Below are 20,990 nucleotides of genomic sequence, written 5' to 3'. Positions count from 1 at the left end.
TTGTGCCCTGCCTCACTTCGTTTTCTAAAGCGGGCGCTATGCTGGAGCCATGACGCAAGCCGCTCAGAACGAAGCGCAGGTGCTCGTGCCCCTGACCACCCCCGAGGAAGTGGACCAGTTCCTCACCGAGTACCCGCTGGCCGCCGTGTTCAAGGCCGGGACCTGCCACAAGACCATGCAGGGCTTCGGCGTGCTGGAGACCTTCCTGCAGCGCCACGACCTGCCCGTGGGCTTCATCCGCGTGGTGGACTGGCGCCCCGCGAGCAACCACGTCGCGCAGCTCACCGGCATTCAGCACCACAGCCCGCAGCTGATCCTCTTCCAGGATGGGCAGCCGCAGTTCGAGGTGAACAACTGGGACATCACCCCGCAGGCGCTGGGCCCGGTGTTCGAGGCGCACGTGCCCGTCCGTGAGGGCGTGGCGAGCGTCGCCACCGACGACAACGTGGAACCCTACCGCCGCCTGATGCGCGCCTTCCTGGACGGGCAGCTGAGCGACTGGGCCTTCCAGGACCAGTACGTGAACATGTTCCGCGACGACGCCAGCCTGCGCAGCCAGCGCGAGTTCGAGCTGCTCTCGCGCCTGTTCGGCGATCCCGACGCGTACCACGGCGGGCTGCACCAGCTGGGCGCGCCGCAGGGCCGCGGGGACCTGAAGGCCCGCGTGCAGGAACTCCTGACCGAACTGGGCTGATCTCCTGCCGGCCCGGCCGGGTCCGTGGCGCCGCACCCTTCATGCTCGGGGGTGCGGCGTGAGGTTTTTTACAGGTGTAAGCGGCACGTAAGAGCCGCCGGGGTGCCATGATGCGGTATCCCTTAAGGAGTCCTGCCGGAGCCCAGATCGCCACCTCATCCTGACCTCACCCGGAAGTCGAATGTCTGACCCAACCCTGCCTGCCTCGCTCCCGAAACTGACGCATCCTGTCGCCGTGCCGCTCGACGCGGCGGTGTACAGCGCCATCAGCACCGACCACTACCCCTGGACCGACGTCACCGCCGATCTCGCCGCGCGCCAGAGCCAGGGCTTCACCGGCGTCTTCGACGCGTGGCAGGGCAACCGCTGGGCGCGGTTCCTGCTCAGTCAGGGCGCGCTGCTGGGCGGCTACACGCACGCCGGTCAGCCCGTCGGCTGGACGACCGTCATGCAGGGCCTCCCGCGCGCCCGCGTGAGCCTCACGGAACTCTCGGCGCGGCTGGTGGACCTGCTGTGGACCACCCGTGACGTCGAGGGCCGCGCCGCGCCCGCCGCGTGGCCGCACGCGCAGGCCGAACTGGAACGCAGCCAGTACCACGGCCTGGTCGTCAGCGGCGCGGCGTGCAGCTACTGGCTGTCCGGCCGCGTCCTGACCGGCAGCCTGCCCGAGACCGGCGCCGGCGCGTGGCTGTTCACGCCGAACTCCGAGGCGAACCGCGCGGGCCTGCTGAGCTTCTGGCAGGACCTGCTGGCCGCCACGCACCGCGCGCAGCCGCTCGACGCGGCCTGGCAGGAGGTCACGATGCGCCTCGCGGACGACCACCCTTGCCTGGATCCCTTCGCGCAGGACGTCCGGCTGCACCAGGGCCAGCTGAGTATCGAGGACGAGGTCCCGGTCGACGAGTTCCTGCCCGCCCTGAGTGCCGCGCTGCGCGGCGTGCTGGCGCGGCTGGGCCTGCGCCTCGTGGACCTGCCCATCACGAACCTGCGTGACCGGCCCGAGTGGGCCGCGTCGGGCCTGGAGCAGCGGTGAGCGCCCCGGTCTGGCCCGACGGGCTGCAGGACGGCACGCCGCTGCCGTTCAGCGTGTGGCGCGTCATGCATCACGTGGACGGCACCCGCGACGTCACCGAGGTCGCCCGACTGGCGGGCGTGACCGTCCCGGACGTGCAGGAACGCCTGAACGCCGCCGCGGCGTGGGTGGCGCGCGCCGCGCAGCGCGACCTGCCGGTCAGTGACGACCTGGCCGAGCGGATCATCCAGTGCCTGACCGGCGTGGTCGGCCCGGTGGCCGCCGTGATGGTCGACGAGGTGCTCGACGACCTGGGCGAGCAGGCCACCCTGAACGCCACGCTGTCCACACTCGCCAAACAGCTCACGCCGGAACGGGTGCAGCTGTTCGCCCGACTGCTGCGCGAACGGGGCGTGACATGAACGTCCCGACGCCCCCCTGCCCGTCCCTCACCGACCCCACCGGCGCGCCGATCCCTGGAGCACACCCATGAAGTACACGGTCCTCATCCGACAGCCCGTCCACAGCGAACGCAAACCGGAACTGGAGCAGCAGCTCCGCGAACGGTTCGGCCTGAACGGCGAGCAGGCGCAGCGCCTCAGCGACCGCCGCACCGGCCGCCTGATGAAACCCACCGGGCGCGCCCGCGCGGAACTGCTGCTCGCGATGTTCCAGTCGGTCGGCGCCGACGTGACCCTCGAGGAGGTCCGCGAGGAGACCAGCGTCATCAGCGAACCCTTCCAGACGCTCGCGTCGCCCGCCCGGCCCGCCGCGCCCGCCCGCCCGGACGACGCGCCGCTCGCCCCGGACCGCGCCGAGGCGCCCCTGTCCGTGTCGGGCATCTGGCCGGACGTGGACCTCACGCCGCCCGGCGACGCCCTGCCCGACCCGTTCGCCCCGCCGGGCCAGTCCGCCGGGCCCTTCGGCCCCGAGAGCGGCCCGGGCAGCGCCCTGCCGAACGAGTTCATGCCGGCCGTCGCGTGGAACGCCCCCGCACCCGGCCTGACGCCGCCCGCGCCGGGTGCCGGCAGCGCCAACCCCTTCGCGGGAGACGCCGCCACCGCCCTGATGCCGCCCCCTGCGCCCACCGGGCTGCCCGAACCGGACCCCGATCCGTTCGCGACGGCGTTCGGCGCGCCCCTCGTCCCGAGCGCACCCGCCCGGGCGGCCGATCCGGCGGCGGACGTCTGGTCGGACTTCACGGGCGCCCTGACCCTGACCGACGCGACGCCCGCCCCCGGCGCGCCCGAGGTGGCGGCCGTGCCCAGCGCCGCCGGGATGGACCCCATCGTGACGGGCCTGCCGGACAGCGACGCCGCCCCGAAACTGCGCCGCAGCAGCCTGCGCAACCGCATGACCGTCGGCGCGCTGGTGCCGCTGGGCGTGTCCAGCCTGCTGACGCTGGGCGTGCTGGCCGTGACCCTGCCTGGCCTGCAGCAGAACCTCGTGCAGCGCAACGCGCAGGCGGTGGCGGTGGCCGTGGCGAGCAACATCGACCCGACACGCGGCGCGCAGAGCATCACCCCGCAGCTCGAGGCGCTCGTGAAGAACTCCAGCGTGGGCTTCGTGCAGGTCGAACTGCGCGACGGGTCACGCTACTTCTCCAGTCAGGTGCCCAAGGTCAGCGACCTGCTGAACGCGCAGGTCAGCAACTGGCTGATCGAGAATCCCAACAGCGCCGTGTTCCGCGACCGGATCTCGCCCGCGAAACTGTACCGCGATCAGGCGAACGAGATGCGCGCCATGGGCGGCACCGCCAACGACGTCGAGAAGCTGGAAAAACAGGCTGCCGACCCGGCCAACCAGTCGGTCACGAACGTGAACTACATCGTGCAGCAGATCACGGTCAAGCAGGAGAACGGCCAGCGCACCGTGAGCAGCGAGCGCGCCAGCGAGGCCGGCGCCGAGAACGTGCTGTACACCGTCGCGGTGGGCGTGGAGAACGGGCAGCCGCAGGCCGCGCTGCGCCGCACGCTGTTCCTGGTGATGTTCGTGTCCCTGCTGGCCCTGGCCATCGCCGCGTACCTCGCGCTGCGCGCCGCGCGCGCCGTCGTGCAGCCCATCGAGGACCTCGTGCGGGTGGCCGACGCGATCAGCATGGGTGACCTGAGCCGCCCGGTGCGTGCCGAACGCAACGACGAGATCGGTGACCTCGCGCAGGCGCTGGAACGCATGCGCCTGAGCCTGGACTCCGCGATGGACCGCCTGCGCCGCCGCCGCCGCAGCTGAATCGTCCATGGACCCGGTCGGGTCACGAGTACGCCCCCCGCAGACGATCTGCGGGGGGCGTACTCGTGGGGGTTCAGGGCCGCTGGATCAGCGGGCTTCCATGCTGTGCTTCAGGTCACGGATCTGGTCGTGGCTGGCCTTGACCTTCGCGTACTGCCCTTCGACGAAGCTGCGCACGTCGGCGGGCAGTTCGGTTTCCTTCAGCACGTCCTGGTAGTTCTCGACGGCGACGTCCTCGCCACGCTCGGCCTCGGCGACCACGGCGGTGTCGTCGCGGCCGGTCAGGGCGTCACGGACGTTCAGCCAGGTGCGGTGCAGGGCCGCGCCGACGCTGCCGCCCTCGCGGGGCTTGTCGCCCAGGCGGCCGATGTGGGCCTCAACCTCGCTGGCCATCTGGGCGCGCTGGGCGCTCCGCTCGGAGAACAGGCTCTTGAGGCTGGGGTCGGTGGCGTGCTCGGCAGCGTCGGCGAAGCCCTTCTGGCCGTCGCGCAGGGTCCCGAGGAGGTACTGGAGCTTGTCGAGAACGTTCTCGTTGGTCATGGTCATGGTGGTGCCTCCTGTGGATGGGGTCTGCCCGCGCCGCCACCCCGGACGGGGCCTGCTGGGCGGGCTGAAAGTCAGACGCCGTCAGGTTAGAAGCTCAGCGGGGCCTGAACCTGATAACTGCACCAAGGGGGCGTTCACGCAGGGTTGGGCGGCCCTTGGCCGAGTTCACATGCGGGCCTCGCGCCCCTGGCGAGTGCGGGCGCGGGTGTGCTGCACTGGACGGGATGACGCCCCGGGTGCTGCGGATGCAATGGCTGGACCTCTGTTTCATGCACTGGCCGGTGCCGCCCGCCGCCGTGCAGGCGACGCTGCCCAGGGGAGTGGAGGTCGATACCCGGGACGGTCAGGCGTATGTCGGGGTTGTGCCGTTCCGCATGGCGGACGTGGCCCCGCGCTTCGTGCCTGCCGTGCCGGGCCTGAGTGCCTTCCCGGAGCTGAACCTGCGCACCTACGTGACTGTGAACGGCGAACGCGGGGTGTGGTTCTACTCGCTGGACGTGACGCAGCCTCTGGCGGCGGCGCTGGCCCGCACGTTCTTCCACCTGCCCTACCGGCAGGCACACATGTGGGTGGACCGGCAGGGGGACGTCACGCGGTACGCCAGTGTCCGCACCGACCTGCGTGCCGGGCCCGGCGCGTTCGCGGGTGCCTACCGCCCGAGCGGGCCGCTCCTGTCCCCCGCACCGGACAGTCTGGAGGCATGGCTGACCGACCGGCTGCGGCTGTTCAGCGCGTCGCCGGACGGGCGGATCTTCCGGGGCCGCATCCACCACGCCGCGTGGCCGCTGCGGCGCGCGCAGGCCGAGGTGCGGGTCAACACCCTGGGCGAGCGGTACGGCTTTGACCTGAGCAGAGGGCCGCACCTGCTGCACGCCGGGCGGCTGGACGTGACCGCGAGGTGGCTGGACCGCGTCCGGTGACGCGCCCAGACGGCGCCGTCCAGCGACCGAGGCCGGGCGGGAGCGTCCCCCATGCCCCCGCGGTCAGGTCCGGCCCGCCGCCTTCCATGTGGGGGAAGGCCCCCGCTGAGGCGGACCGGGGGAAGAGGTTGAGCAGGCCCGCATCCGGGCCATCCCTGATCCCACCTGCCGGGCTCCGGCTCAGTCCAGGTGCAGGGCGAAGGCCTCACGCAGGCCGTCCTCGGCGGCGGTCCGGGCCACCTGCGGCGCGTGGTTCAGGGCGAGCACGGCGCGGTAGGTGCGCTGCGCGAGTTCCCGGTCGCCCAGCGCGTCGCGCACCTGCCCCAGCCGGGCCAGGACCAGTCCGGCGAGGCTGCGGGGCTGCCCGTCGGCCAGCGCGTGCGCGGCGCGTTCCAGTCGCCCGCGCGCGCCGGGCAGGTCACCCACCGCGAGGTGAATGCTGGCCGCCGCGGCGTCCAGTTCCGCGCGGGGCGTGACCCGGTCGCCTGCCTCGCGGTCCAGGGCGGCCAGCAGGGCGTTCAGGTCGTCCTCGTCGCGCAGCTGCCACGCGCGGTCGGCCAGGGCGCGCAGGCGACTGGTCTCGCCGGGCTGGAAGCCCGCCGGGTCGGGTAGGGCCGCGCCGGGTAGGCGCTCCAGCAGCGCGGGCAGGTCATCCAGCGGGACCAGCGTCACGCCGCTCTGCCCGTCCAGGCGCGCGGCGAGGTCATCCAGGCGGCGCTGGCGCCAGCGGGTGCCGGGCCCCTCGTCCAGCGCGGCGCGGACCTCCGCGCGGGTGGCCTCCACCTCGGCCAGGAACGCCCGGGACAGCAGCCGGGCCGGGTCCAGCGGCGCGGTGACCAGGGTCGCCAGCGTCTGCTCGGCCGCCTGCGCCCGGCGCAGCCGATCGCGGCTCTGCGGGTACTGGTTCAGGAAGCCCAGCAGCTGCTCGTGCTCGGCGTCCGCCCAGGCCCAGTCGGGCAGCGGGAGGTCGCCGATGGTGATCCCGGCGGCAGGCAGCGCGTCCCGCAGCGGGTGGTCCGCGTCCGCGCCGGACGCCCAGCGCACCTCGCGGGCGCCCAGGTGCGCGAGGAGTTCCGTGACGGTGCCCGCGTTGAACTGCGGGTGCAGCCGCAGCAGGTCGCCCAGGTCCGGCAGGAGCAGCAGCGGGGCCGGGCGCGGGCCGGGCGTGGGTTGAGGCATGCGCGCAGTCTAGAGCAGCAGGGTCTAGAGCAGCAGCTCAGGGCGTGGTACACCGGGCCCCCGGTCGTGTCGGGAGGCCCGGCGGGGACAGCGGCGGGTTACGCGTTGGCGCCGTTGCGTTTGCGTCCACCCACGCGGATGACGTCCTGCACGCCCTTCACCGTGAGAATCGCGCGGCGGATGCCCTCCAGGTCGCCGTGCCCGGCGACGTTCAGGCGCAGGTGGATCACGGCGATCTCCTCCTGGCCGACCACGGCCTCCACCTTGGTGGGGCTGCGTTTCTCGCGCGCCAGGACGCCCAGCACGTCCGCGAGCAGCCCGGCGCGGTCGGGCGCGATGACGTCCACGTCCACCAGGACGCTGCCCGGCGTCCCGGCCTCCCAGGAGGCGGCCACGCAGCGTTCCGGTTCGTCCTTCAGCAGGCGGATCATGTTCGGGCAGTCGATGCGGTGCACGCTCACGCCGCGGCCACGCGTCAGGTACCCCATGACCTGATCGCCGCGGATGGGGGTGCAGCACTGGCTGAGCTTGGTGTTCGTGCTGAAGCCCTCGACGTACACGCCGCCCGGTTCCGGGGCTTTCGGGACGGGGGCGCGGCGGACGGGGCCGGACGCCTGCTCCTGCGCCAGCTGCGGGGACAGGACCTTGCCCACGGCGCTGGGCGTGAGCTTCCCGGCGTGCAGCGCCAGGTATAGGTCGTCCGGGTTGCGCGAGCCCATGAGTTTCTGCGCGGCGTCCTCCAGCAGCTTGGTCCGCATGAGCTGCCGCACGGGCAGCTGCCGCTTGCGCAGGTAGCGTTCGAGCAGGTCGTGCCCGTGCTGGAGCGCCTCGCTGCGTTCCTGCGCGCGGAAGTGATGCCGGATCTTCGTGCGGGCCGAGCGGGTCACGGCGAAGTTCAGCCAGTCCTTGCTGGGGTGGCCGTTCTTGCTGGTCACGATCTCGACCATGTCGCCGTTGCCCAGCCGGTGCGACAGCGGCACGATGGAGCCGTTCACGCGCGCGCCCACGGTCGTCTCGCCGATGCGGGTGTGGATGTGGTACGCGAAGTCGATCGGGGTGCTGCCCGCCGGGAGGCTGATCGCCAGCCCCTTGGGCGTGAACACCCGCACCCGCTGCGACAGGATGTCCACCTTCACGGCGTCCATGTAGTCCGAGGCGTCGTTGATCTCGTTCTGCAACTCGCGCAGCTGCGAGATCCAGTTCTCCCGGTCACGCTGCGCGAGCTGGCTGCCCTGCTTGTACATCCAGTGCGCGGCGATGCCGAACTCCGCGACCTCGTGCATGCGCCGGGAGCGGATCTGCACCTCGATGGGCTGCCCGCTGGGGCTGATCACGGTCGTGTGCAGCGACTGGTACCCGTTGGGCTTGGGCACCGCGATGTAGTCCTTGAAGCGGCCCGGCAGCGGCGTCCAGACGCTGTGCACGATGCTCACCGTGTGGTAGCAGATGCGTTTCTCGCGGGTCTCCTCGGCGCGCTCGCGGCGCTTCTCGTCCGTGCCGGGCGGCACCACCAGATCACGCGGCGTGAGGATCACGCGGATCGCCAGCAGGTCGAAGATCTGCTCCAGGCCCTTGCCCTCACGCTGCATCTTGTTGTGGATGCTCCACAGGTGCTTGCTGCGCCCCGCGATGTCGATGTCACTGATCCACTCCGGGAGTTCCAGATCGTCGGTCAGGGCGTCGTGCAGCTGCTTCACGGCGTTCTCGATCAGCGTCTGCCGTTCGTCCTGCCGGGTCCGCAGCCGCGACTGCAGGTACGCGTACTCGTCGGGGTAGAGGTACTGGAAGCTCAGGTCCTCCAGTTCCCACTTGATCTGCCCGATCCCCAGCCGGTGCGCGAGCGGCGCGAAGATGTCCATGGTCTCCCGCGCGATCCGCTGCTGCTTCTCGGGTTTCATGGAGCCCAGCGTGCGCATGTTGTGCAGCCGGTCGGCGAGCTTCACCACGATGATGCGGATGTCGCCCGTCATGGCGATCAGCATCTGCCGCAGGTTCTCCGCCTGCACGTCCCGGCCGGACTCGCGCACCTCGGCCGCCTGCGAGCCCTGCTTGCTGAGCTTGCTGACCTTCGTCTCGCCTTCCACGATGCGGCGCACGTCCGGACCGAACTGCTCCTCGATCAGCTCGAAGGTCACGCCGTCCACGTCCTCGACCGTGTCGTGCAGCAGCCCCGCCATCAGGCTGTCGGTGTCCATGCCCAGCTGCGCCAGGATCACCGACACCGCCACCGGATGCGTGATGTACGGCTCGCCACTCTTGCGGTTCACGCCCGCGTGCGCGTCGCGCGCGAACACGAAGGCCGCCTCCACCCGCTCCCGGTCCCCTGCGGGGCGGGACGCGATCAGCGCCCGGAGTTCCCCCATTCCATAGTCGCTCTCTGCGCCTGACTGCACGCCCCGCAGCATAGCGCCCCCCACCGGCATGAACCTGACGCGGGGCAGACACGCCCCCATCACGGCGCCGGGCAGCGACCAGCATGGAAACGCCCACCACGCGGGTGGGCGGGAGAGTCAGGATGGAGAAGGAGGACGCTTACTGCCCGTCAGCGGCGCTCACGCACGCGCACGGGAACCGGAACCGGCTGAGGTTGAGGGCCGCCAGTCAGCACCTCGCGCAGCCAGTCGACGAATTCACGCAGGCCTTTCATGCCCCCAGTGTACTGACCTGACCCTGACAGTTATGGCACGGGCCTTACCATGACTTCACGCGCGGGACGCGCAACGGGTGCCCCCGCGGGGGACAGGCACACTCACGGACCTCATGGACGCCCGGGCCCGACTGGGACAGCCTCACCGCCCGGACCGGCCCACCCGCCCGACCGGCCGACACGCCCCGTCCGCGCCCACCCCCCGCCCACCGCCCGCCCACCGCCACAGGGCGACCCGCGTGAACTCTGATACGGATTCCGTCTGTTTCGTTGACAGATCGGAACACAACCGATCTGCCAACTCCACGCCCGGAACCCGCTTTGCTCCTTCTCGCATCCGCTCGGGTTGAACGGTTTTTGCAAACCATTCAACCGGAGTCCGTATGACAGGAGCATGCAGCAGTATCGACGGGTTCGCCCGCTGCCCCTGAAACGAGCGGACCCGCACAGCGGGCACCCGAGCAGGGCAGAACTGGACACCGCAGTGACACGCCCGCTGCCGCCTGCGCCGGGCGCATACTGACCCGCATGAGCGCGCCCCGACCCGTCATCCTGGATCTCGACCCCGGTCACGACGACGCCGTGAACATCCTGCTGGCGCTGGCCAGCCCGGAACTGCGCGTGCTGGGCCTGACCACCGTGTTCGGGAACGTGGGCCTGGACCGCACCACCCGCAACGCCCTGATCACCCGCCAGATCGCCCGGTCCGACGTGCCCGTGTACGCCGGAGCGGACCGCCCGCTGGTGCAGGCCAGGATCAGCGCGGAAGCCGTGCACGGCGAGAGCGGCCTGGACGGCCCGCACCTGCCCATCCCCACGCGCGGCACCGAAGACGAACACGCCGCCGCGTTCATCATCCGTACCGTCCGCGCCCACCCCGGCGAGATCACGCTGATCCCCACCGGACCCCTCACCAATGTCGCGCTGGCCTTCCGCCTTGCGCCGGACATCGTTCCACTGGTGCGGGAAGTCGTGTGGATGGGCGGCAGTACCGACACCGGCAACTGGACACCCGCCGCCGAATTCAACGCCCTGGCCGACCCGCACGCCGCGCACGTCGTCTTCGGGAGCGGCGTGCCGCTGACCATGATCGGCCTGAACGCCAGTCATCAGGCCATCGCCCACCCCGCCCGCGTGCAGCTGTTCCGCGACCTGGGCACCTCCACCGGCGCGTTCGTCGCGGACCTGCTGGCGTTCTTCGCCGAACACCACCGTGACCGCTACGGCTGGGACGGCGGCGCGCTGCACGACCCGCTGACCGTCGCGTACCTGCTGCGCCCCGACCTGTTCGCCGTGCAACCCATGCACGTCCAGATCGACCTGAGCGGCGGCCCCAGCCACGGCCGCACCGTCGCCGACCTCTGGCACGTCACCGGGAACGCCCCCAACGCGCAGGTCATGACCCACGTGAACGCCGACGGCTTCTTTGAACTGCTGCGCGACCGGATCGCGACGTACCCGGCGTAACCCAGCGCTCTACCCCGCCGTGACGTGCTGCCAGCCGCGCACCCACGCGACCTCCACCGTCTTCGGCCATGGGCCTCGCCGCTCGCCGCCGGGCAGCAGGTGCGGGAGTTCGTAGATGTTCAGCATGAACTGCATGGGGTACGTGGGCGACTGGGGCACGCGGCCCACCACCTCGCCGTCCACGCGGAAGGTGACGTCGTGCGGGGTCCACTCGGCGCTGTAGACGTGCAGGTCGGCGGGACTGCCGGAAATCCGGGCCGAACGCATGTCCAGGGTGAGGGCCGGATCGTGGATGGGTTTCACGCCGAAGTGCACCTGGAAGGCGTCGGGGTCGCGTTCGTGGCCGAACACCTCGCAGATGCAGATCTCGCCGGATTGCCCCGGTTCCCGCTCGACGCCGATCATCCAGAACGCGCCCAGGTACCCGGGGGGCAGGTCGGCGCGCAGGGCGACCTCGAACCGGCCGTACTGCGGGGTGTACAGCCACGTCTCGGGTTGCGCCTCCGTGACGCGCAGGTCCGGGTGGAAACGGTGCTGGCCCACCGGACTGCCGACCGGCCCGGCGTGGCACCCGGTCTGGAGGCTGGACACGCGCAGCGCTCCGTCGAAGGCGGGATTCCACGGGGGTTGATCCCCGGTGATCTGGAGGTGCAGGCCCGTGCCCGGCAGGGCGTAGCGGGCGGCGGACGCCTCGCGGGTGGCCCACTGCGGCAGGTAGTGCGGCAGCCAGCGCCCGGAGTGCAGTTCGGGGCCGCTGAAGTCGTCCTCGAAGGTCAGGACGTATTTTGCCACGGTCACGTCAGTCCCAGCCCGCGCCGCAGGGCGTCCAGGGCGGAGTTCGTGAAGTCACGCGAGACCGCGGAGTCCGGCGCGAAGCGTTCGAAGGCGTGGTACGCGCCGGGCACCTCCACGTACTCGCAGGGCACCCCGGCGGCCTGAAGTCGCCGGGCGTACTCGCGGTCTTCCTCGTGGAAGAGGTCGAGGGTGCCCACGCCGATCCACGCGGGCGGCAGACCTGTGAGGTCGGCGCGGCGGGCGGGCGCGGCGTACTCCGCGGCGCGGTCCGGGTGGGGTGGGCGGCCCAGGTACGACGTCCAGCCCAGCACGTTCGACGCGGGCCGCCAGATGAACTCACCCCGCCCGGCGTGATCGGCGTTCAGGGCCGTGCGGTCGTCCAGCATCGGGTAGTACAGCAGCTGGAAGGCGGGTGTCACCTCGCCTTGGTCATGCGCGAGTTGCGCCAGCGCGGCGGCCAGTCCGCCCCCGGCGCTGTCGCCGACGAGGGCGATGCGGGCCGGGTCGAGGCCCAGGGCCTCTGCTTCCCGCGCCATCCAGGTCAGGGCGGCGTAACAGTCCTCCAGCGGGCCGGGGAACGGCGTGCCCGGCGCGAGACGGTACTCGACGCCCACGACCAGCACGCCCAGTTCCCGCACGTACGCGGCACTCTGCGGGTGGTACGCCGCCGCCGAGCCGGTCACATACCCACCCCCGTGAATGTTCAGGATCGCCGCCGCGTTCGCCGGGAGGTTCGGGGGCCGGTACACGAACACCGTCACGTCCGGCGCACCGGGCGGACCGGGAATGCGCCGCTCCTCCACCGTCACCCCGTCCGGCAGCGCTGGAGCCTTCGCGCGGGCCTGCATCGCCCCCATGACCGCCACGACACCCGGCGTGAACGGCGGCGAGCGGAAGCGCACGAAAGGAGAGCGCAACTCCGGGTGCAGCCGGGCATACGAGGCGGCGCGTCTGGTCGAGAGGACCCACGCGCCCAGCGCCAGCGCCGCCCCCACCCCCCACAGTCTTCCGGCTTTCATGGCTGATTGTCGCACCCGCCAGCCGGTACGCTGACGGCATGGCCCTCACCCTCACGCAACTCCGCCAGACGCTCGGCGACATGGACGCCCCGGAACTCCGCGAGGTGATCGTCACGCTGTACCGCGCCAGCGCCGACAACAAACGCCAGCTGGCCGCGCTGCTCGAAGGTGACCACAGCGGCCTCCTCGACCGGCTGGACACCGAACTGGAGAAGGCGTTCCGCACCTCCGGCCGCCTGCCCAGCATGAAGGTCGGCGCGGCGAAGAAGGCCCTGACCGCGTACCTGAAAGTCGCCGCGCCCGCCGACGCGCTCGACGCGGAACTGCGCTACGTCGAAGCCGGCGTGCTGTGCCTGCACGCGTACGGCGACTGGCCGGAGAACAACTACAGCAGCATGGAGGGCGTCTTCGAAGCGGCCCTGAAACGCGCCGCGACCCTCGACCTGAAAGACATTCCCTTCAAGCGCCTGGAACGGCTGGTGTCGAACGCCGACGGGTTCGGGTACGGCTTCTCGGACCAGATCGCGTTCCTGTACGACGAATTCCTGGAGAAACTGGAAGAGCCGGAGCAATGACCCCCCGGCCCCTCCCCTGCCCTTCGCTTCAGTCCGCGAAGCGCTTCAGCACGTCGCGGCTGATGACGAGGCGTTGCACCTCGTCGGTGCCCTCGCCGATGCGGGTGAGGCGGTTGTCGCGCCACATGCGTTCCACGGGGTATTCCTTGATGTACCCGTACCCGCCGAGCATCTGGATGGCCTCGTCACACGCTTCGACGCCGACGGTGGTGGCGAAGAGTTTGGCGCGGGCGACCGGGACGGTGAAGTTCATGCCGGCGTCCTTGAGGTCGGCGGCCTTGCGGATCAGCAGGCGCGCGGCTTCGAGTCTGGTGTCCATGTCGGCGAGGCGGAAGGCGAGGTTCTGGTTGTGCCCAATGGGTTTGCCGAACTGTTCGCGCTGGTTGACGTAGCGGGCGGCGTACTCGAACGCGGCGCGGCCCAGACCGAGGCCCATGGCGGCGATGCCGACGCGGCCCCCGTCGAGGACTTTCATGACGTCCTTGAATGCGTTGCCCCGCTCGCCGAGAAGCGCGTCTGCGGGCAGGTGGATGTCCTCGAAGATCAGTTGCGCGGTGTCGCTGCTGCGCAGGCCCAGCTTGTCTTCCTTGCGGCCGATGGAGAAGCCCGTGACCTCGTCGCGGTTGAACACGAACGCGCTGATGCCGTCGTTCTTGCCCTTGCCAGGGCGGGCGGCGTCGGTGCGGGCCAGGACGACGTACGTGCCGCCCACGCTGCCCTGCGTGATGAAGTTCTTGCTGCCGTTCAGGATCCAGCTGCCGTCCGGCTGCTCCCTGGCGTTGCTCTGCATGCCGCCGCTGTCGCTGCCGCTGCCGGGCTCGGTGAGGCCCCACGCGCCCAGCTTCTCGGCACTGGCCAGGGCCGGGAGGAACTTCTGCTTCTGCGCCTCGGTCCCGCCGATCAGGATGTGCCCCTGACACAGGCTGTTGTGCGAGGCGACGGTCAGGCACAGGCTGCCGTCCACCGCCGCGACCTCCTCGATGATCATCGCGAACGTCGCCGTGTCCAGCCCGGCCCCGCCGTACTCCTCGGGCGTCTGCGCGCCCATGATGCCCATCTCGCCCAGTTCACGGACGATCTGCATGGGGAATTCGCTCGTCTGGTCCCGCTCAGCCGCGCCGGGCTCGACCTTGTTCTTCAGGAAGCTGCGCAGCGCGCTGATGATCGTGCGCTGGTCGTCATTCATGGGCTGCGTGTTCGGGTTCATGGCATCGGGGCGGTTCAGGGTGCTGGTCATGGGGGGCTCCTTCGGAGGGTGGGAAGTCTGAGTGTCGAAGAGTCTGAGTGTCGAAGGGGAAAGCTGGACAATGCGGCGTAGTCGGAAATGATCTGGAGCCAGGAACAGTGACCTTCAGACCCTTTGACCCTTCGACCCCCGCTGCGGGCGGGTCTACACCTGGAAGACGCCGACGCGGAATTCGTCCTGGTGGGGGTTCTGGGCGCAGGCTTCGAGGGCGCGGATGAGGCGGTCGCGCGTGTCGTTGGGGGGGATGATCTCGTCGACCCAGAGGCGGGCGGCGGCGTAGCGGGGGTCGAGTTCGGTGTCGTACTTGCTCTTGACCTCGTCGTAGAGGCGCTGGAGTTCCTCGTCGTCCGGCTGGTGGCCGCCCCGCTTCAGGGCAGCGAGCTGGATGTCGAGGAGGGTCTTGGCGGCGGCGTTGCCGCTCATGACGGCGTACTTGGCGCTGGGCCACGCGAACAGGAAGCGGGGGGCGTAGGCCTTGCCGTTCATGGCGTAGTTCCCGGCGCCGAAGGACCCGCCGGTGATGATGGTGATCTTGGGCACGACGGTGTTGCTCACGGCGTTCACGAGTTTCGCGCCGCGCCGGATGATGCCTTCCTGTTCGCTGTCGCGGCCGACCATGAAGCCGGTCACGTCGCTCAGGAACACGAGGGGCACGCCCGCCTGGTTGGCGTCCATGATGAAGCGGGCGGCCTTGTCAGCGCTGTCGCCGTAGATGACGCCGCCGACCTCGATGCGGGTGCGCAGGCCGGGCTCGCCGCCGCTCTTGAGTTTCTTCTTGATGACCGTGCGCTGGTTCGCCACGAACGCGACGGGGTAACCACCGGCGCGGGCGAAGCCGCACACGAGGGTCTCGCCGTACTCGGGTTTGAACTCGTGGAACTCGCCACTGTCGACCAGGGCGGTGATGAGGTCGCGCACGTCGTAGGTTTTGCTGCCGTCGAAACCGACGAGGTCGGTGAGGTCGCGTTCCGGGGCGGGCAGCGTCTCGCGGCGGCGTTTGGCGAACGGGGCGCTTTCGCCCTGCGCGTACAGGTCGGCCAGCGCGCGGATGCGTTTCAGTGCGGCGGCGTCGTCGGGTTCCTTGTAGTCCACGGTGCCCGCAATGGAGGCGTGCATGCTGGCCCCGCCGAGGTCTTCCGAGTCCACGACCTGTCCGATGGCGGCCTTGACCAGCGCGGGTCCGGCAAGGTAAAGCCCGGAGCCTTCGGTCATGATCAGGGTGTCGCACATGACGGGCAGGTACGCGCCACCCGCGACGCAGTTGCCCATGATCGCGGCGATCTGCGGGATGCCGCGTGCGCTCATGCGGGCGTTGAGGTAGAACACGCGGCCGAAGTCGTCCTGATCAGGGAAGATCTCGTCCTGCATGGGCAGGTACACGCCCGCACTGTCCACGAGGTACACGACCGGCAGGTGGTTTTCCAGCGCGATGGTCTGCGCCCGGATGACCTTCTTGGCGGTGATCGGGAAGAACGCCCCGGCCTTCACGGTGGCGTCGTTGGCGATGATCATCCACGGGCGGCCCTGGATCTGGCCGATGCCGGTGACGGTGCCGCCGCTGGGGCAGCCGCCGACGTCCTGATACATCTCCCACCCGGCGAAGGTCATGAGTTCGTCGAAGGGGGTGCCGTCGTCGATCAGCTGACGGATGCGTTCGCGGGCGGTGAGGCGCCCTCGGTCGTGCTGGCGCTGCTGGGCCTTGGCGCCGCCCCCAGCGTGGACGGTCAGGCGGTCGGTGGCGAGGCGTTCCAGGGCGTCCTGCCACGTGCTACGGGTCGGGGGCGCCGGGGGGGCGCTGGTGTCAGGCTGGGTCATTGTTGCCCCCAGTCTAACAAACGCTCGTTAGGGTGTGGTGGGATTCATGACAGGCCCCCCGCATCCACCGGGACACGAGGGGCACCAAAGCGGGGACGGTTCAGGCGTGGATGGCCGCGCCGGTCTTCGCCTGCAACTCGTCCAGCGTCACGCCGGGCGCGAGTTCCACCAGTTTCAGGCCGTCCGGGGTGACGTCCAGCACGCCCAGATCCGTGATGATGCGGTTCACGACCGCCTGCCCGGTCAGCGGCAGGGTGCAGTCGGGCAGGATCTTGTGCGCGTCTCCCTTCGCGACGTGCTCCATGAGCACCACGACGCGCTGCACGCCCGCCACGAGGTCCATCGCGCCGCCCATGCCCTTGACCATCTTGCCGGGAATCATCCAGTTGGCCAGGTCGCCCTTCTCGCTGACCTGCATGGCGCCCAGGATGGCGAGGTTCACGTGCCCGCCGCGGATCATGGCGAAACTGTCCGCGCTGGAGAAGAAACTCGCGCCGGGCAGCGCCGTGACGGTCTGCTTCCCGGCGTTGATCAGGTCGGGGTCCACCTGCTCCTCGGTGGGGAACGGGCCGATGCCCAGCAGGCCGTTTTCGGATTGCAGCATGACGCTGACGCCTTCGGGGATGTGGTTGGCGACCAGGGTGGGCAGGCCGATGCCCAGGTTCACGTAGTAGCCGTCCTGCAGTTCTCGGGCCGCGCGGGCGGCCATCTCGTCTCGGGTCCAGGGCATGGGTGACCTCCTTGAAGTCGGTTGGGGGTGGGATTGTGAAAGTCAGGGGCAGCTTGCGGCGCGGGTTGCCGGGGTGTCAAGCCGCCGGGCCCGCTGGAATGGACACCCGTATCATGCCCGGCGCCCGTCACAGGCCCGTTTCAGACAGGCGGATGGCCGATGGAGGATGGCTGATGGAGGATGGCTGATGGACAGCCTCTGCCTGTCACGCGCGACTGCGGCCCGCCCCAACCTCCAGCATCCGCCGGAGGATGACGTGGTGGTCCTCGAAGAACTGCCGGGGCCGCGCCAGGGCGAGCGGCAGGGGCACGGGGCGCGTGCCGGGCGGCGGGGAGTCGGTCAGGACGACGTGTGCGGTTGTGGGCACGCCCAGCGAACGGGCCGGGTGGGCGAACACGGCGGCCCCGGCGGGCAGCGCCTCCGGGGACAGGAGCGTGGCGGGAAGCGTCCACAATCCCGCACCGACCGGACCGGGGCGGCGGGCCAGCCACACGTGTTCCGGTGTGACGTGCAGGTCGAGGTGCTCGTGGCGGGGCGTGCCGTCCCAGGCGGCCCGTTCGGCCTCCAGCGCGGCCCACTCGGCGCGCAGGCGGGCGGAGGTGCGGGTGTCCAGGAAGCGGGTCAGGAACGCCGCGACCGCCGGGGGCAGGTGGGCGGGCACCTCGCCCCGTTCCAGCAGGGCGCGGCGTACCGCCGTGGCGTTCAGCACGCCGTCCTGCGCCATCACCGGTGGGCTGGGGTCGAGGGTCCAGTCGGGGAACCAGTGCAGGTAGCTGCTGCTGGCGTCCTTCTCGAAGCCGGTCAGGACGACCGGGGCGTTCCCGGCGACGGCGTGCGCGGCGCGGCGGACGTGCGCCGCCCAGCGGGTCGCGTCGAACTCGTCCGGGAGGGGCCGCAGGATCACGCGGCCCGGCGGGACTCCCGACTCGCGCAGCGCGGCGCGGATCATCCCGGCCCGTTCGCGCGGCGTGAACGGGTTGCGGGCGCTGCGGGCGAGGTTCGCGCTGCCCAGCAGCACCAGCAGCCGACCGTGCCGGTCCAGGGCCGCGTGCATGGTGTGCAGGTGCCCGGCGTGCGGCGGCTGAAATCGCCCCACGTACATGGTCAGCGGGTCGGTCATACGGGCTCCGGTTGAATGGGCTGCAAAGCCCATGCAATCCGAGCGGATGCGAGTGGGAGCGGGGCGGGTTCCGGACGTGCAGCCGGCAATCCGGTGACGTTCCGGATGGTTGGCGAAACAGACGGAATCCGTCTCACAGCCCGTGGCGGTCGCGCAGGCTGGCGATCAGCGCGTCACGCCGCGCCTGCAGGGGGGCACCCAGACTGACGTGGTAGCGGTGCGGGTTCAGGAGGCGGCGGGTCCCTTCGGGCAGCGCGGCGATCTCCGCGCGGGCGCGGGCCTGAAGGTCGATCAGCGGTTCGGGCGGCTGACGGCGCACGCCGCCGTCCATGACGACCACGCGCGGGTCGGTCCAGGTCAGTCCGGCGGGCACACGGCGCGACCCGAGGGGGTTGGTAGGGTCGCTGACACGCTCGCCGGGCTGCGGCGCGGGGTCGTCCAGGCCCGTGATGACGTCCATGACCAGTCCGCCCTGCCCGGTGTGGGCGCGCCAGACGCGTTTGTCGCCCGGCACGCTGGCCTTGGCGGGGTCCCCGGTGAGTTTCATGCGGTCCTGCCCGTCCAGCGCGACCAGTTTGAACACGCCGCCCAGCGCGCCGCCGCCTTCACCGCCGCCTGTGGCGAGCTGCGTGCCGACCCCGTACACGTTTACCCGACCGCCCCCCTTGATGACGCTCTCGATCACGAATTCGGACAGGTCGTTGCTGGCGACGATCTGCACGTCCGGGAACCCAGCCCCGTCCAGCTCGGCGCGCACCTGCGCGGACAGATACGCGAGGTCCCCGCTGTCCAGGCGCACGCCGCGCAGCTCGTGCCCGGCCCCGCGCAGTTCCCGCGCGACGGTCAGGGCGTTCGGCAGGCCGCTGCGCAGCGTGTCGAAGGTGTCCAGCAGCAGCGTGGTGGCGTCCGGGTACAGCCGGGCGTACGCGCGGAAGGCGTCCAGTTCGGTGGGGAACGCCTCGACCCAGGCGTGCGCGTGCGTGCCGGTGGCGCGCAGGCCGTAGCGGGCGGCGGCCTCGACGTTGCTCGTGCCGGTCGCCCCGCCGATCACGGCGGCGCGCGTGGCGCCCAGCGCGCCGTCCGGGCCCTGCGCGCGGCGCGCGCCGAACTCCACGACCTCGCCCCCGTGCGGGCTGGCCTGCGCGGCGGACACCAGCCGCGCGGCCTTCGTGGCGATCAGGGTCTGGAAGTTCAGGACGTTCAGCAGCGCCGTCTCGATGAGCTGCGCCTCCCACAGCGCGCCGCGCACGGTCAGCAGCGGTTCGTGCGGGAAGACCACGCGGCCCTCCGGGAAGGCCGTGACCTGCCCCGTGAACCGCCAGCCGCGCAGGGCGCTCAGGAAGGCCGGGCGGAACAGCCCGGTGCCCGCCAGGTACGCGAGGTCCCGGTCCGTGAAGCGCAGGCCCTCCAGCGCGCTCAGGGCCGGGTTCAGTCCGGCCCACACCGCGTACCCGCCCTGGAACGGCGCGCGGCGGAAGTACAGGTCGAAGGTGGCGGTCTGGGTGTGCAGGCCGGCCTCGTGGTACCCCTGCAGCATGGTCAGCTGGTACAGGTCCGTGAACAGCGCCGACCCGAGCGGGGACGCGCCCATCATCCGTGTTCGCCTTCCGGGACGGCCTGCCCGCGCGGTTCCAGGCCGGTCGCCCACACGCACCCCGCCGAGAGGATGAACGACGCAGCGAACACCGTCAGCGCCTGCCCGAGATTCCCGCTGAGCAGCAGCCCACCCGCGACCGGCGAGATCAGGCTGCCCAGCCGCGCGGCGGCACTGACGGTGCCCATGCCGGTGGCGCGCAGGGTGGTGGGGAACACCTCGGCGGCGAAGGCGTACAGCGCGCCCCAGGTGCCCAGCAGCGAGAACGACAGCAGGCCCGACGCCAGCAGCGTCCAGGCGGGTTCACTGGACAGCATGAACAGGTACGCGCCCGCCGCGCTGGCCAGCATGAAGCCCACCAGGGTCGCGCGGCGGCCCACCCACTCGACGAGCAGGCTGGACAGCAGGTACCCGGGAATCTGCGCCAGGGCCAGGATCATGGTCACGCGGTACGCCTCGGGCAGGTCCACGCCCTGCGTGCGCAGGTACGTGGGCAGCCACGAGAAGATCCCGTAGTAGCCCAGGCTCATGCCGAACCACGCCAGTGCCAGCAGCAGCGTCCGGTCGCGCAGCTGCGGGGACAGCAGCGCCGCCCAGCGGGGCGGGCGGGCCGGAACGCGCCGGGGCGGGGCCAGCGCCAGGAGGGGCGGGTCCTGGCCGTTCAGCTGCGCCACGCGGATCAGTGCGGCGTGCGCCTCCTCCACCCGGCCGCGGGAGAGCAGCCAGCGCGGCGAGTCCGGCACGCCGGTCCGCACGAGCAGGCCCACCACGCCGGGCAGCGCGGCGATCAGCACCAGCATCCGCCAGCCCTCCTGCGGGGGCAGCAGCTGCCCGATCAGGTACGCCAGCGCGGCGATCATGACCGTCCCGATCGCCCAGAATCCCTCGGTGAGGACCAGGAAGCGGCCCCGGACGCGCCGGGGGACGAACTCGGCCATCAGGGCGTAGTCGACGGCCATGGTCCCGCCGATCGCGAAGCCCGCCAGGACCCGCGCGGCCACCAGCACCCCGATGTTCGGCGCCATGGCGCCCACCAGCCCGAAGATCACGCCCGCCAGGACCGTGATCAGGAACACCGGGCGGCGCCCGTACACGTCCGCCTGACGGCCCCAGAAGGGCGCGCCGACCAGCATGCCCGCGAACGTCGCCGAGAGCAGCATGGTGGCGCCCAGCGCGCCGGGCGGCAGGCCGAAGGTGGCGTTCACGCCGGGCAGCGCGAAGCCCATCAGCAGGACCTCCATGGCGTCCGCGGCGAAGGTCAGGCCGCAGATGAGCAGCAGCCGGATCTGGAACGCCCCGACCCCCAGGCTCTCGATGACGGCGTCCACGGTGGTGGTGCCGGGCAGCGGCGCGGCGGGCACGTCGTCCGGGAGGTACAGTCGGGTGGGCCGCTCGGTCACCC

General features: G+C 71.1%; 18 protein-coding genes. 7 read left to right on the top strand and 11 right to left on the bottom strand.

The features are described 5' to 3' along the window. Window positions 1-49: 49 nt before the first annotated feature. The 4 genes from DEIGR_RS06150 to DEIGR_RS06135 all read left to right on the top strand — a co-directional run bounded on the left by DEIGR_RS06150 (window position 50) and on the right by DEIGR_RS06135 (window position 3,935). Window positions 50-694 (top strand): monothiol bacilliredoxin BrxC family protein, encoded by a 645-nt coding sequence (locus DEIGR_RS06150; RefSeq protein WP_058976175.1) that lies wholly within the window; start codon window positions 50-52, stop codon window positions 692-694. Window positions 695-875: 181 nt separating this feature from the next. Then, window positions 876-1,727: a hypothetical protein gene (locus tag DEIGR_RS06145; protein WP_058976173.1), complete on the top strand. Its 852-nt coding sequence runs from the start codon at window positions 876-878 to the stop codon at window positions 1,725-1,727. Beyond that, window positions 1,724-2,128 carry a hypothetical protein gene (locus DEIGR_RS06140; protein ID WP_169796848.1) on the top strand — a complete coding sequence of 135 codons (405 nt, stop codon included), beginning with the start codon at window positions 1,724-1,726 and terminating at the stop codon, window positions 2,126-2,128. Before DEIGR_RS06145 ends, DEIGR_RS06140 begins: the two co-directional genes overlap by 4 nt. 67 nt (window positions 2,129-2,195) lie before the next feature. Next, window positions 2,196-3,935, top strand: coding sequence for a HAMP domain-containing protein (locus DEIGR_RS06135; RefSeq protein WP_058976169.1), 1,740 nt, complete (start codon window positions 2,196-2,198; stop codon window positions 3,933-3,935). Window positions 3,936-4,022: 87 nt separating this feature from the next. Here DEIGR_RS06135 and DEIGR_RS06130 read toward each other — a convergent pair whose 3' ends face one another. After that, entirely contained in the window at window positions 4,023-4,481 is a 459-nt protein-coding gene (locus DEIGR_RS06130) for a PA2169 family four-helix-bundle protein (protein ID WP_052751028.1), read from the bottom strand. A 224-nt stretch (window positions 4,482-4,705) separates the two neighbouring features. Here DEIGR_RS06130 and DEIGR_RS06125 point away from each other — a divergent pair, with 224 nt between their 5' ends. Next, on the top strand, window positions 4,706-5,401 hold the full coding sequence (locus DEIGR_RS06125; protein ID WP_058976167.1) for a YqjF family protein: 696 nt from the start codon (window positions 4,706-4,708) through the stop codon (window positions 5,399-5,401). A gap of 180 nt (window positions 5,402-5,581) precedes the next feature. On the opposite strand, the gene DEIGR_RS06120 is transcribed toward DEIGR_RS06125, so the two are convergent. After that, window positions 5,582-6,580: a serine/threonine-protein kinase gene (locus DEIGR_RS06120; RefSeq protein WP_058976165.1), complete on the bottom strand. Its 999-nt coding sequence runs from the start codon at window positions 6,578-6,580 to the stop codon at window positions 5,582-5,584. Window positions 6,581-6,678: 98 nt separating this feature from the next. After that, window positions 6,679-8,943, bottom strand: coding sequence for a RelA/SpoT family protein (locus tag DEIGR_RS06115; protein WP_058976163.1), 2,265 nt, complete (start codon window positions 8,941-8,943; stop codon window positions 6,679-6,681). A gap of 812 nt (window positions 8,944-9,755) precedes the next feature. Here DEIGR_RS06115 and DEIGR_RS06110 point away from each other — a divergent pair. Further along, entirely contained in the window at window positions 9,756-10,694 is a 939-nt protein-coding gene (locus tag DEIGR_RS06110) for a nucleoside hydrolase (RefSeq protein WP_058976160.1), read from the top strand. Between the two features lie 9 nt (window positions 10,695-10,703). On the opposite strand, the gene DEIGR_RS06105 is transcribed toward DEIGR_RS06110, so the two are convergent. Beyond that, entirely contained in the window at window positions 10,704-11,492 is a 789-nt protein-coding gene (locus DEIGR_RS06105; RefSeq protein WP_058976159.1) for a glycoside hydrolase family 16 protein, read from the bottom strand. After that, window positions 11,489-12,508, bottom strand: a complete 1,020-nt coding sequence (locus tag DEIGR_RS06100) for an alpha/beta hydrolase (RefSeq protein WP_083523946.1) — start codon at window positions 12,506-12,508, stop codon at window positions 11,489-11,491. The genes DEIGR_RS06105 and DEIGR_RS06100 overlap by 4 nt, the downstream gene beginning before the upstream one ends. Window positions 12,509-12,546: 38 nt before the next feature. Between DEIGR_RS06100 and DEIGR_RS06095 the strand changes: the two genes are divergently transcribed. Next, window positions 12,547-13,083, top strand: coding sequence for a hypothetical protein (locus tag DEIGR_RS06095; RefSeq protein ID WP_058976155.1), 537 nt, complete (start codon window positions 12,547-12,549; stop codon window positions 13,081-13,083). Window positions 13,084-13,111: 28 nt separating this feature from the next. Here DEIGR_RS06095 and DEIGR_RS06090 read toward each other — a convergent pair whose 3' ends face one another. From DEIGR_RS06090 to DEIGR_RS06065, 6 genes are all read right to left on the bottom strand, one after another. Further along, entirely contained in the window at window positions 13,112-14,320 is a 1,209-nt protein-coding gene (locus tag DEIGR_RS06090; RefSeq protein WP_058976152.1) for an acyl-CoA dehydrogenase family protein, read from the bottom strand. Between the two features lie 153 nt (window positions 14,321-14,473). After that, the gene (locus tag DEIGR_RS06085) at window positions 14,474-16,144 is read right to left on the bottom strand and encodes an acyl-CoA carboxylase subunit beta (protein WP_058976150.1); all 1,671 of its coding nucleotides are present in this window, start codon (window positions 16,142-16,144) and stop codon (window positions 14,474-14,476) included. 100 nt (window positions 16,145-16,244) lie between these two features. Beyond that, window positions 16,245-16,874 carry a CoA transferase subunit B gene (locus tag DEIGR_RS06080; protein WP_058976148.1) on the bottom strand — a complete coding sequence of 210 codons (630 nt, stop codon included), beginning with the start codon at window positions 16,872-16,874 and terminating at the stop codon, window positions 16,245-16,247. A 205-nt stretch (window positions 16,875-17,079) separates the two neighbouring features. Continuing rightward, a complete protein-coding gene (locus tag DEIGR_RS06075; protein WP_058976146.1) occupies window positions 17,080-17,994 on the bottom strand; it encodes an adenylyltransferase/cytidyltransferase family protein in 915 nt (304 codons plus the stop codon). A gap of 133 nt (window positions 17,995-18,127) precedes the next feature. Then, on the bottom strand, window positions 18,128-19,588 hold the full coding sequence (locus DEIGR_RS06070; protein ID WP_058976144.1) for a nicotinate phosphoribosyltransferase: 1,461 nt from the start codon (window positions 19,586-19,588) through the stop codon (window positions 18,128-18,130). Then, on the bottom strand, window positions 19,585-20,988 hold the full coding sequence (locus tag DEIGR_RS06065; protein ID WP_322787154.1) for an MFS transporter: 1,404 nt from the start codon (window positions 20,986-20,988) through the stop codon (window positions 19,585-19,587). The genes DEIGR_RS06070 and DEIGR_RS06065 overlap by 4 nt, the downstream gene beginning before the upstream one ends. Between the last annotated feature and the right edge of the window lie 2 nt (window positions 20,989-20,990).

The organism is Deinococcus grandis (genome assembly GCF_001485435.1).
Taxonomy (GTDB): domain Bacteria; phylum Deinococcota; class Deinococci; order Deinococcales; family Deinococcaceae; genus Deinococcus; species Deinococcus grandis.
Note: the sequence above shows the minus strand (reverse complement) of the source record. Positions and strands in the feature narration are given on the sequence as shown.